The sequence below is a fragment of the Streptomyces sp. NPDC025806 genome, assembly GCF_055558275.1.
Genome location: NZ_JBVHMU010000022.1, coordinates 1 through 11412, shown reverse-complemented (window position 1 = coordinate 11412; position 11412 = coordinate 1). Strand labels below are relative to the sequence as shown.

General features: G+C 70.5%; 12 protein-coding genes. 3 read left to right on the top strand and 9 right to left on the bottom strand.

Translation table 11 applies throughout. The features are described 5' to 3' along the window. Positions 1-301: 301 nt before the first annotated feature. Positions 302-580 carry a glutaredoxin family protein gene (locus tag ACZ4E1_RS34705; RefSeq protein ID WP_188338330.1) on the bottom strand — a complete coding sequence of 93 codons (279 nt, stop codon included), beginning with the start codon at positions 578-580 and terminating at the stop codon, positions 302-304. A gap of 115 nt (positions 581-695) precedes the next feature. Here ACZ4E1_RS34705 and ACZ4E1_RS34700 point away from each other — a divergent pair, with 115 nt between their 5' ends. The 3 genes from ACZ4E1_RS34700 to ACZ4E1_RS34690 all read left to right on the top strand — a co-directional run bounded on the left by ACZ4E1_RS34700 (position 696) and on the right by ACZ4E1_RS34690 (position 4244). After that, positions 696-1631 carry an HAD family hydrolase gene (locus tag ACZ4E1_RS34700; protein WP_467547031.1) on the top strand — a complete coding sequence of 312 codons (936 nt, stop codon included), beginning with the start codon at positions 696-698 and terminating at the stop codon, positions 1629-1631. Between the two features lie 308 nt (positions 1632-1939). Then, positions 1940-2743: an ECF subfamily RNA polymerase sigma factor, BldN family gene (locus ACZ4E1_RS34695; RefSeq protein WP_467547029.1), complete on the top strand. Its 804-nt coding sequence runs from the start codon at positions 1940-1942 to the stop codon at positions 2741-2743. Between the two features lie 280 nt (positions 2744-3023). Continuing rightward, positions 3024-4244, top strand: a complete 1221-nt coding sequence (locus tag ACZ4E1_RS34690; protein ID WP_467547027.1) for a DUF5667 domain-containing protein — start codon at positions 3024-3026, stop codon at positions 4242-4244. A 58-nt stretch (positions 4245-4302) separates the two neighbouring features. Here the strand turns inward: ACZ4E1_RS34690 and ACZ4E1_RS34685 are convergent, their stop codons facing one another. The 8 genes from ACZ4E1_RS34685 to ACZ4E1_RS34650 all read right to left on the bottom strand — a co-directional run bounded on the left by ACZ4E1_RS34685 (position 4303) and on the right by ACZ4E1_RS34650 (position 11278). Next, entirely contained in the window at positions 4303-5334 is a 1032-nt protein-coding gene (locus tag ACZ4E1_RS34685; protein WP_467547025.1) for a lysophospholipid acyltransferase family protein, read from the bottom strand. A 14-nt stretch (positions 5335-5348) separates the two neighbouring features. Continuing rightward, positions 5349-6416 (bottom strand): NAD-dependent epimerase/dehydratase family protein, encoded by a 1068-nt coding sequence (locus ACZ4E1_RS34680; RefSeq protein ID WP_467547023.1) that lies wholly within the window; start codon positions 6414-6416, stop codon positions 5349-5351. 233 nt (positions 6417-6649) lie between these two features. Continuing rightward, positions 6650-6748 (bottom strand): 30S ribosomal protein bS22, encoded by a 99-nt coding sequence (locus tag ACZ4E1_RS34675; protein WP_003948845.1) that lies wholly within the window; start codon positions 6746-6748, stop codon positions 6650-6652. A gap of 181 nt (positions 6749-6929) precedes the next feature. Continuing rightward, positions 6930-7142: a helix-turn-helix domain-containing protein gene (locus ACZ4E1_RS34670; protein WP_188338324.1), complete on the bottom strand. Its 213-nt coding sequence runs from the start codon at positions 7140-7142 to the stop codon at positions 6930-6932. A gap of 130 nt (positions 7143-7272) precedes the next feature. After that, positions 7273-8088 (bottom strand): phosphatase, encoded by an 816-nt coding sequence (locus tag ACZ4E1_RS34665; protein WP_467547021.1) that lies wholly within the window; start codon positions 8086-8088, stop codon positions 7273-7275. A 96-nt stretch (positions 8089-8184) separates the two neighbouring features. Beyond that, positions 8185-9360, bottom strand: coding sequence for an acetoin utilization protein AcuC (locus ACZ4E1_RS34660; protein WP_467547019.1), 1176 nt, complete (start codon positions 9358-9360; stop codon positions 8185-8187). Further along, on the bottom strand, positions 9311-10546 hold the full coding sequence (locus tag ACZ4E1_RS34655) for an MFS transporter (protein WP_467547017.1): 1236 nt from the start codon (positions 10544-10546) through the stop codon (positions 9311-9313). Before ACZ4E1_RS34655 ends, ACZ4E1_RS34660 begins: the two co-directional genes overlap by 50 nt. 78 nt (positions 10547-10624) lie before the next feature. Then, the gene (locus ACZ4E1_RS34650) at positions 10625-11278 is read right to left on the bottom strand and encodes an HAD family hydrolase (RefSeq protein ID WP_467547015.1); all 654 of its coding nucleotides are present in this window, start codon (positions 11276-11278) and stop codon (positions 10625-10627) included. Positions 11279-11412 lie beyond the last annotated feature (134 nt).

Sequence of the window (11412 nt, the reverse complement as noted above, 5' to 3'; positions counted from 1 at the left end):
TCCGTGACCGCCCCGTCGAATGCAGGCTATGTCTTTGTGAACGCGTGCACAAAGATGGTGTCCGATTTGCCCGGCCAACGTGACCGGGGTCACGCGCCCTTCGCACCCGTAACGGGAACCGGCGCGCGGGCTGCTTCGTTGCACACCTGTCGGGGGCAAAACCGCACACCTTCCTTACGATCCACGCCCCCGAGACCAAAACCGCCCCCGATCCTAAGCGACTTTCGGGGCGAGTTGGACTGGTCGGTCAGTGATCTGCACGACCGGGCGGGGGTCACGCCCTCACTCCGTACGCGGTGTGCTACGAGGTGAGCGCACGCCGCAGCCGTTCCTCCTGCACGCGCCAGAAGTCGTGCTGCGCCCCGTCGACGAGCACGACCGGGATCTGCTCCCAGTACTTGCGGTAGAGCTCCTCGTCCTCGGTGATGTCCTTCTTCTCCCAGGATGCTCCGACCTCGGCGCACACCTTCTCGATGACCACCTGTGCGTCATCACACAGATGGCAGCCGGGCTTCCCGATCAGCGTGACGACCCGCTCGCTCGGGTCCTTCTTCTCTCTTCTGCGAAAGACGGGGCTCATACCGGCCATTGTCCCCCGGCGCGCAGCACCCAGGACGCACGGATTTCACAGAACGACAGCTTCCCGAAATCCCCTCGACTCCGGAACCACCGAACAAACTGGCTATGCTCGCCGCATGGCCGCTCTTGGATGGCTCACACCCCGTAGGCGCTCCGCCACCGCGCGGAGCGTGCTGGCCGGCGAGGCCTCTGCCGAGGCCGCCCGCAAGTCCTCCCAGGAGCTGGAGGAACAGCAGGCGCTGGAACAGCCCGCGCAGGAACCGGAGTTCCCGGTCGTCGGCGACGACAAGGCCGCCGCCTTCTTCGACCTGGACAACACGGTGATGCAGGGCGCCGCGATCTTCCACTTCGGCCGCGGCCTGTACAAGCGGAAGTTCTTCCAGCGCCGCGAGCTGACCCGGTTCGCCTGGCAGCAGGCCTGGTTCCGGATCGCCGGGGTCGAGGACCCCGAGCACATGCAGGACGCCCGCGACAGCGCCCTGTCCATCGTGAAGGGCCACCGCGTCTCCGAGCTGATGTCCATCGGCGAGGAGATCTACGACGAGTACATGGCCGAGCGCATCTGGCCCGGCACCCGCGCCCTCGCCCAGGCCCACCTCGACGCGGGCCAGAAGGTCTGGCTGGTCACCGCCGCCCCGGTCGAGATCGCCACCGTGATCGCCCGCCGCCTCGGCCTGACCGGCGCCCTCGGCACCGTCGCCGAGTCCATCGGCGGCGTCTACACGGGCAAGCTCGTCGGCGAACCGCTGCACGGCCCCGCGAAGGCCGAGGCCGTCCGCGCCCTCGCCTCCGCCGAGGCCCTCGACCTCGGCCGCTGCGCCGCGTACAGCGACTCGCACAACGACATCCCGATGCTCTCGCTCGTCGGACACCCGTACGCGATCAACCCCGACGCCAAGCTGCGCAAGTACGCGCGGGAGCGGGAGTGGCGGCTGCGCGACTACCGCACGGGCCGCAAGGCGGCCAAGGTCGGCATCCCCGCCGCGGCCGGCGTCGGCGCCCTCGCGGGCGGCACCGCCGCGGCGATCGCACTGCACCGCCGCCGGCGCTGACTCCCGCCGATTCGGGTGGGCTTACCCACCCCGGCCGCGCGGCAGTCCCGTTGATACCACTCGACCACAACGCGTCACCGGCACAGCCGGAATCTGACACCAATCGATCAACAACCGATCACTCTCCGGTCCTTGAACCACCTCCGAACAGCTTCAGAAGTGACGGAACCGGTGATTTGAGCAACTGGGTGTAGCGCTCCCTGCACGAAGCGTTATTCTCCTCAGACGCAATCCGGTACCCACACGTCAGCACGACGGGTGAACAGACCGGCACTGCACGTGATGGAAGCTCTGCCTCTGGGAGTCCCGTGTACCCACACGTCGGGGTTGACGCCTCGGGCCTGGCTACGCTGCGCGCAACGGTCGTGGACCGCTTGCGCGGCTTCGTCCCCACCGCGTACGCCGTCCCCGCCCTCGCCGTCGCCGCCCCCGCAGCGACCGGTCCCACCGGTCCGTGCTTCGCCCTGGCCAACACCAGCGCGGCCACGGCCGGCAGACGAGCGCGCTCCGGAGCCGCCGGCGCCTCGGGTACGTCCACCGCCCGCCGCCCCGCGGCGGACAGTGACAGCGCCCGCATGATGGATCTGGTCGAGCGCGCACAGGCCGGTGAGGCCGATGCCTTCGGCCGGCTGTACGACCAGTACAGCGACACCGTCTACCGCTACATCTACTACCGCGTCGGCGGAAAGGCGACGGCCGAGGACCTGACCAGCGAGACCTTCCTGCGCGCCCTGCGCCGCATCGGCACCTTCACCTGGCAGGGCCGTGACTTCGGCGCCTGGCTCGTGACGATCGCGCGAAACCTGGTCGCCGACCACTTCAAGTCCAGCCGCTTCCGCCTCGAGGTCACCACCGGCGAGATGCTCGACGCCAACGAGGTGGAGCGCAGCCCCGAGGACTCCGTCCTGGAGTCCCTCTCCAACGCGGCCCTGCTCGACGCCGTGCGCCGGCTCAACCCGCAGCAGCAGGAGTGCGTCACGCTGCGCTTCCTGCAGGGCCTGTCCGTCGCCGAGACGGCGCGCGTGATGGGCAAGAACGAGGGCGCGATCAAGACCCTCCAATACCGGGCCGTCCGCACGCTGGCCCGTCTCCTCCCCGACGACGCGCGCTGATTCACCCGCCGGATCACCCCGGACAACCCCACCGGCCGTCACGGAAGGCGACCCTCAACTCACCTTCTGTGAAAGCCGGATGGGATCGCGGTCGGATCATCTTTCGCGCGTAACCCAAGTGCCGCGCCGCTCGTTGTGCGGGATGCAGGCTCCCTGTGGTCACGTCCGGACCGGCCGCACTCACTCGATCGGGTGCACGTCGGCGCGGTCGTGCAACCCTCAGGACCCCCTGGGGAGTCGACATGGGAGTCGACCGTCATGACGAGAGGAGGTGCCGCCAGTGATCGCGAACGTATCGGCACACCGGCGGGCGAACGCCTTCGCCCAGGCCCTGGAGGAGCAGTCCGACCAGGACCCGGCGGCGCGGCAGCCGGAGGAGCCGGCGGCTCAGCACAGCGACCAGGCCGAGACCGGGCAGGACAGGCTGCTGTCCCTGGCCGAGGGACTGGGCGAGCTGCCCAGGCCGGAGCTCGACCCCGAGGTCAAGGTGGTGCAGCGGGCCCAGCTCGTGGCCGCCATGGAGGCCATGTTCAAGGAGGGCGCCAATCCGGCCGTACCCGAGCAGCGCAGGAGCAAGGGCGCCCACCGGGCGACCCCGCTCGGCAAGCTCCGTCCCCGCTCGCGCCTGTCCAAGGGCATCGCCGCGGGCGGCCTCACGGTGGGCGTGGCCGCGGGTGCGTTCAGTGGAGTGGCCGCGGCCAGTTCCGACGCGCTGCCCGGTGACTCGCTCTACGGGCTGAAGCGCGGCATGGAGGACGTCAAGCTCGGCATGGCCGACAGCGACTCCGACCGCGGGCAGATCTACCTGGACCAGGCGTCGATCCGGCTCAGCGAGGCGCGCCGCCTGATGGACCGTGGCGGTCGCACCGGGCAGCTGGACCACGAGTCGGTGGGCGAGGTCCGCCGCGCCCTGTCCGGCATGCGGTACGACGCCTCCGAGGGACACCGGCTGCTCAGCGACGCGTACAAGCGGGACGGGTCGCTCGGCCCGATCCAGGCCCTGTCCACGTTCACCGAGTCGCACCGCAAGACCTGGACGGCCCTCAGCGACAAGCTCCCGGTCCAGCTCGGCGATGTGCGGGACGAGGTGAGTTCGGTCTTCGCCGCCATAGACGAAGAGGTCGGTCCGCTGCGCTCGCTGCTGCCGCGGACCCCGGACCGGGGCGGCTCCTCCGACCCGGCGCGCGACGGCGCCACGGCGCCGGGCACCTCGGGCACGGAGCGGTCGACGCCGTCCGGTTCGTCGAGCCCGGAGCACAGCGCCGGTTCGTCGACGAAGCCGAAGCCGTCCAGCTCGGGCACCGGCAAGGAGGACGACGGTCTGCTCGGCGGCGCCGCGGGCGGTCTCCTCGACCCGCCGCAGGACAAGCCGTCCACGTCCCCGACCGACGGCCACTCCGGCTCCGGCAGCACGACCCCGGCCCAGCCGGACGTCACCCTCCCCCCGCTCCTGCCCGGCATCCTGCCCGGCCTGGGCATCGAGGGCGAGGACGCGAACTAGCACCCGCGAAAGAGAAAGGGCCCGGGGTAGTGCCCCGGGCCCTTCCTCATGCCAACCCTCAGAAAAACACCGACCGCCGCTGCACCAGCAACTTGTAGAGCGTGTGCTGGATCTGTTCGCGGACCTGGTCCGTCAGGTTGAACATCAGCATCGGGTCCTCCGCCGCCTCCGGCGGATACCCGTCCGTCGGGATCGGCTCCCCGAACTGGATCGTCCACTTCGTCGGCAACGGCACCGCACCCAGCGGACCCAGCCACGGGAACGTAGGCGTGATCGGGAAGTAGGGGAAGCCGAGGACCCGGGCGAGGGTCTTGGCGTTGCCGATCATCGGGTAGATCTCCTCCGCCCCGACGATCGAGCACGGCACGATGGGGGTGCCCGCGCGCAGGGCCGTCGAGACGAAGCCGCCCCGGCCGAAGCGCTGCAGCTTGTAGCGCTCGCTGAACGGCTTGCCGATCCCCTTGAAGCCCTCGGGCATGACGCCGACCAGCTCGCCGGACTCCAGGAGCCGCTGCGCGTCCTCGGCGCAGGCGAGCGTGTGCCCGGCCTTGCGGGCCAACTCGTTGACCACCGGCAGCATGAACACCAGGTCTGCCGCGAGCAGCCGCAGATGACGGTGGGCCGGATGGTGGTCGTGCACGGCGACCTGCATCATCAGGCCGTCCAGCGGCAGCGTCCCCGAATGGTTCGCGACGATCAGCGCGCCGCCCTCCTTCGGGATGTTCTCCACGCCCTTCACCTCGACGCGGAAGTACTTCTCCGCGACCGGCCGCAGCAGCGACATCAGGACCTGGTCGGTGAGCTCCTGGTCGTAGCCGAACTCGTCGACCTCGTAGTCCCCGGTGATCCGGCGGCGCAGGAAGGACAGGCCGCCCGCAATCCGCCGCTCCAGGCCGCCGCGGGGCGTGCGCTCGGGCTCGGCGTCGTCCGGCTCCGGCTCGGGCCGCGCCGGCTCGGGCACGGGCAGCGGCTGCACCTCGGCCACCGCCGCGGGCTCGCCCCGGCGTCGGCCGCCGCCCGGCCCCCTGCGGCGCGCTGCCGACCCTCGCGACCGGTCGTCGTCGAACGGAATGACCTTGGCGTCCGCCATCGTTCCTGCGCTCCTCAGTTGGCGCTCTGCGTCGGGGGGTGACCTGGCGTGCCGCCGAGCAGGGGCAGCGCCGCGATCCTGTCCACGGCTCCGGCGAGGGCCCGCGGCGGCAGCAGCCCGGGACCCCGGCTGCGGACGAAGTCCTCGAACGTCTCCGCGGTCGTGTACTTCGGCCTGTAGCCCAGTGTCTCGCGCATCTGCGCCGTGGACACGACCCGACCGTGTGTCAGGAGCCGGATCTGCTCCGGCGAGAAGTCCGTGACCCCGAGCGTGCGCAGCGCGCCGCCCACCCAGTTCACCGCCGGCAGCAGCACCGGCACGGTCGGCCGCCCGAGCCGCCGCGCGCACTGGGAGAGGAGCAGCACCCCGTCCCCGGCGACATTGAACGTCCCGCTGTTGAGCGTGCCCCGGGCCGGCTCGTGCGAGGCGATCCGCAGCACCTCGATGACGTCGTCCTCGTGCACGAACTGCAACCGCGGGTCGTAGCCGAACACGGTCGGCATGACCGGCAGCGACAGATACTCGGCGAGCGGCGAATCGGCCGTCGGCCCCAGGATGTTGGCGAAGCGCAGCACGCACACGGCGACGTCGGGCCGGCGCCGGGCGAACCCGCGCACATACCCCTCGACCTCCACCGCGTCCTTCGCGAAGCCGCCGCTCGGCAGCGACTTGGGCGGCGTCGTCTCGGTGAACACGGCCGGGTCGCGCGGCGCGGACCCGTACACGTTCGTACTGGACTTCACCACGAGCCGCCGCACACTGGGCGCCTTCTGGCAGGCGCCGAGCAGCTGCATCGTCCCGATGACGTTGGTCTCCTTGACCGCGCCGCGGCCACCGGCGACCAGCGCCGTCCCCGTCACGTCCAGATGCACGACCGTGTCCACGGAGTGCTCGGCGAGCACCCGGGCGATCGCGGGCTGGCGGATGTCGGCCTGCAGGAAGTCGGCCCCGCCCAGATGGTGCGCGGGCGGCACGGCGTCCACCCCGATCACCCGGTCCACCTCGGGGTCCCGCTGGATCCGCCGCACGAAACGGCCACCCAGCTGCCGGGCCACCCCGGTCACGAGCACGACCTTGCCCAAGATCAGCGCCTACCTTCCGTCCGGCCCGCCGCGCCCCACGGCCATGGCCTGCGGGTCACGTTAGCGCCTCGATGTTGCGCTGTGATGACCTGGCGATGCAGGAAGTGACCACATCCACAGTCCGGCGGACGACATCCACACCCCCGGCGCAGGACCGAAGCCCCCGGAAACGCGCTGTGGCCCCTCCACCGATCGGTGAAAGGGCCACAGAGCGCGCTTGTCGCAGCAGTCGCTTACTTCTTGTTACGACGCTGCACGCGGGTGCGCTTCAGCAGCTTGCGGTGCTTCTTCTTCGCCATCCGCTTGCGTCGCTTCTTGATAACAGAGCCCACGATTACCCTCGCTCACTTCTCGGACAACCCCTGCACGCAGGGACAATCACTCGGTGCGGGGCTAATTGGGGCCCACACGACCTACGAGGGGCTAGCCTACCCCGCCCGAGTGCCGAGCTTGAAATCGAGGGGTCTCCGGGTCCACCGGGGGATCGCCCGCGGCCCTCCCGGAGCGGACCCGTCAGGCCGTTTCCACCCCCACATAGGACTCGCGGAGGTACTCGTGAACCGCTTGCTCCGGGACACGGAAGCTCCGCCCCACGCGGATCGCGGGCAGATGACCACTGTGCACCAGCCGGTACACGGTCATCTTGGACACTCGCATGACCGCGGCCACTTCCGCCACGGTCAAAAACTGCACCTCGTTCAGAGGCCTACTCTCACCAGCAGCCATGTCACACCTGAACCTTCCGCACTCGACGGCCACCGGCTTCCCCTTCCGGTGACTCAACGTCGTTGCGTGCTCACTCCCCAATGTAGGGGCGGGTGATGCGAGTGGGGAAGAGGAGCAGCGATCAGGCGGCCTACTGTGACAGACACGCTCGATTGAGTACATAGCGCGTGAGTGGGCGGTAGTAGACGGACCGCACACCGTCATCAAGCGGAACAACGACGGACACCTGCCCCTCCGCCTCCCCCACGAACAGCGCCGGATCGTCCGTGTCCGCGAGCCCGATCGCGTCGAACCCCAACTGACCTGCGCCGCAGACCCATCCGTGATCCCCGACCACGAGCCCGGGCAGCGGCGCCCCGGCCTCGGCGAGCGCCCCGAGCACCGTCCGAACCGGGAGCGGCGAATGCGTGTGCGCGCCGGTCTCACCACCCGGCGGGCGCGCGCCGGGTTCGCGCACCAGCGCGACGCCCCGTACGTAGTCCAGGTTGTACGTGCGTAGACCGAACCGGGTCGTTATGTCGACACTGCGACCCTGCGCCGGAGTGAGAACAGGACAGCCGGCCGCCGACAGGGCGTCCGCAAGCGCGGCGTAGAAACCGAGCAAACGGTGCGGATGCCCCGTACCGAACAACACCGGAACGCGCGCCTCGGCCGCCCGCCCCAGCCGGTCCGCGAACGCGTCGAGCGCCAGCAGCGTCCGCTCCGGATCGATGACGTCGCACCCCGACACGTGCCCCGGGTCCGCCGACACCCCACACCGGTCCGCCATCAGCGCCAGCAGCTCCCGCGGCCCCCACGCCCACTCGGGATCCAGCCCGAGCAGCACCCGCGGGTCCCGCGCCGCGAAGAGCCGATAGCTGCGCAGGCTCACCTCGCGCGAGGTGGCCACGGGCCCGGCGAGCCGTGCCGCCAACAGATGCGCACGCAGGGCGCCGGTGCTCAACACCCCAGAAATGCTGGTCCATCGGGCCCCCGGCCGCCCCGGGAACGCCCGAACACCGCACAGTCGGAGTAACCGTCGGAGTAATCGGCACGGCGCACGCTACGGCAGCAGACCCCGCAGCGGGAAGGCCGCCTTCCGCGTCGCCAGGATCGCCTGGTCGAGCCGGTCCGCCGGGTCGTACCCGGCCTCCCACTCCCGGTACGAGACGGGCCAGCGCCCGTCCGTCATCCGCTGCGGAGCCAGCTGCCGGGTCCGCGCGTACGCTTCCTGCCGCCACCCGTCCGGGATCACCGTCTCCGGCGCGATCTCCCGCCCCGCCGCGATCCCCACCAGATGCGTCCACGACCGCGGCACCACGTCCACCACCGCGTACCCGCCGCCGCCCAGCGCGACCCACCGCCCGTCCGCGTGCGCGTGCGCCAGCTCGTGACAGGCCACCTGCACGGCCCGCTGCGCGTCCAGCGACACCGCCAGATGCGCCAGCGGATCCTCGAAGTGCGTGTCCGCCCCGTGCTGCGTGACGAGCACCTGCGGCCGGAACTCGGCGAGCAGCTCCGGCACCACCGCGTGGAAGGCCCGCACCCAGCCGGCGTCCCCGGTCCCGGCCGGCAGCGCCACGTTCACCGCCGAGCCCTCCGCGGCCCCGTCCGCCCCGGTCTCCTCCGGCCAGCCGGTCTGCGGGAACAGGGTGCGCGGATGCTCGTGCAGCGAGATCGTCAGAACCCGCGGATCCTCCCAGAACGCGGCCTGCACCCCGTCCCCGTGGTGCACGTCCACATCCACGTACGCGACCCGCTCCGCCCCCAGCTCCAGGAGCCGCGCGATCGCCAGCGCCGCGTCGTTGTACACACAGAACCCGGACGCGGCCCCCGGCATCGCGTGATGCAGCCCGCCGGCGAAGTTCACCGCGTGCAGCGCGTCCCCCCGCCACACGGCCTCCGCCGCCCCCACGGACTGCCCCGCGATCAGCGCGGACACCTCGTGCATCCCGGCGAACGCCGGATCGTCCACGGTCCCCAGCCCGTACGCCTGGTCGGCCGCGTCGGGATCCGCCGAAGCGGCCTTCACCGCGTCCACGTAGTCCTCGCGGTGCACGAGCCGCAGCGTCGAGTCCCCCGCCCGCTTGGCGGCGACGACCTCGACCTCCCGGTCCAGCCCGAACGCCCCCACCAGCCCCCGGGTCAGCTCAAGGCGCACCGGGTCCATCGGATGCCCGGTGCCGAAGTCATACCCCGCTACCGCCGGGTCCCACATCAACTGCGCGCGGCCGCTCATGCCCGCCACCGTATCGGTCCGTCCCCCGCCCGAACGAAGGGGCGTACACGAGCGTCACGAGCACCAGCACCATCGGTACGAGCATGGCGCCCCGATAGCTCCACGCGTCACCCAGCGCCCCCACCAGCGGCGAACCCACCAGAAAACCCACGTAGTTGAAGATGTTCAGCCGAGCGATCGCCGCGTCCGACGCGTTCGGGAACAGCCGCCCCGCCGCCGCGAACGTCTGCGGAACGATCACACACAGCCCGAGCCCGAGCAGCGTGAACCCGAGCATGCCCACCCAGGCCCCCGGCGCCACGGCCACCACACCGAACCCACCGGCCGCGACGACGGCCCCGAACCGCACCACCGTCACCGGCCCGAACCGCCGCACCCCGACATCCCCCACGGCCCGCCCGACGAGCGTCATCACCATGTAGACGTTGTACGGAACGGTCGACAGCTGCTCCGAGCTGCCCAGCACGTCCTGGAGGTACTTGGCGCTCCAGTTGGAGACCGTCGAGTCGCCGATGTACGCGAACGACATCACCAGGCACAGCGGCAGCAGCATCTTGAAGACGATGCCGCTGTCCTTCCCGCCGGCCGCCTGCGTCTCCGCCCCGGCGGCCCCGTCCACGTACCAGCGACTGCCCAGCAGACACAGCGGCAGCGCGACGGCGACCACGGGCAGGTACGACAGGAACAGCGACAGATCCCAGTGCGCCCCCACCCAGGCGAGCGAGGCCCCGACGATCCCGCCCAGGCTGTACGCGGCATGGAACCCGAGCATGATGCTGCGCCCGTACGCCCGCTGGAGGCTCACCCCGAGCATGTTCATCGAGGCGTCGAGCGCGCCCACGGACAGCCCGAACACGCCCAGCGCGACGGCGACCTGCCACATCGCGTCGCCGGCTCCGACGCCGAGCAGCGCCAGCAGCAGGACGGGCTGCGACCACCGCAGCACCTGGCTCGGCCGCACCCGCTTCACGAGCTGCTCGGTCCCCACGCTGCCGGCCCCGGCGAGGATCGGCACGGCGGCCAGGAACACGGGCAGCAGCCCATCCGAGATCCCGTACTGGTCCTGGAGCGCGGGGATCCTCGTGACCAGCACCGCGAACGCGGCACCCTGCGCGAAAAAGCTCAACGCGAGGGACTTCCGCCCCCAGCGCAGCACACTCGTGACCCCACCTATGCCGTCCGTCATGGCGGCACAGTAAAGCCGCTTCTTACTGGTGGGTAGACGGTTCGGCAAAGCATGAGACGACCGTTACCTGAGCGATGTTCAACTTTTCTCAGCCAGCAGTACGGGCAGTTCCCGCATGTCGGAGAAGAGCCCGTTCGCACCCTCCAGCCGCTCGGCCGGCGTCGTCGCCGTGAACCCGTAGACGTCCATCCCGGCGGCCCGCGCCGCCCGCACCCCGAGCGGACTGTCCTCGACGACCACGCACCGCTCGGGCGCCACGCCCATCCGCTCGGCGGCGTGGAGGAAGAGATCCGGCGCCGGCTTCCCCCGCCCGACGTCCTGCGCACTGAAGACGCGCCCTGCCTCGAACCAGCGGTCCAGCCCGGTCTTCCGGTGCCCGACCCGGATCCGCTCATGGCTCCCGGACGAGCCGACGCAGTACGCCACACCGTCGGCGCTCAGCTTCTCCAGCACCTCGACGACCCCGTCGACGGCCTGGAGCTCCCGCTCGAACGCGGCGAAGACCCGGGCATGGAAGACCTCGTCGAAGTCCTCCGGCAGCCGCCGACCGCTCCGCTCGAACACGAGGTCGTGGACGCGGTGCATCGCGGAGCCCATGTAGTCGCGAATCGACTCCTCGAGCGTGGTCGGGTGCCCCAGCTCGGTGAGATAGCCGGCCAGCAAGGTGTTGGAGAGGACCTCACTGTCGACGAGTACACCGTCGTTGTCGAAGATGACCAGGTCGTAGCGCATAAAGATCCTCTCTGATGTCCAAAAGACCTGTCCAAAAAGCCCTGTAAACGCAGAAAACCCCGGACCGTATCCCGGTCCGGGGTTTCCCTTTTATCCAAAATTTGTTCGGCGGCGTCCTACTCTCCCACAGGGTC

Coding starts and splice junctions, on each gene's coding strand:
- ACZ4E1_RS34705 (WP_188338330.1), bottom strand. CDS start 580: ATGAGCCCCGTCTTTCGCAGAAGAGAGAAGAAGGACCCGAGCGAGCGG.
- ACZ4E1_RS34700 (WP_467547031.1), top strand. CDS start 696: ATGGCCGCTCTTGGATGGCTCACACCCCGTAGGCGCTCCGCCACCGCG.
- ACZ4E1_RS34685 (WP_467547025.1), bottom strand. CDS start 5,334: ATGGCGGACGCCAAGGTCATTCCGTTCGACGACGACCGGTCGCGAGGG.
- ACZ4E1_RS34670 (WP_188338324.1), bottom strand. CDS start 7,142: ATGGCTGCTGGTGAGAGTAGGCCTCTGAACGAGGTGCAGTTTTTGACC.
- ACZ4E1_RS34660 (WP_467547019.1), bottom strand. CDS start 9,360: ATGAGCGGCCGCGCGCAGTTGATGTGGGACCCGGCGGTAGCGGGGTAT.
- ACZ4E1_RS34655 (WP_467547017.1), bottom strand. CDS start 10,546: ATGACGGACGGCATAGGTGGGGTCACGAGTGTGCTGCGCTGGGGGCGG.
- ACZ4E1_RS34650 (WP_467547015.1), bottom strand. CDS start 11,278: ATGCGCTACGACCTGGTCATCTTCGACAACGACGGTGTACTCGTCGAC.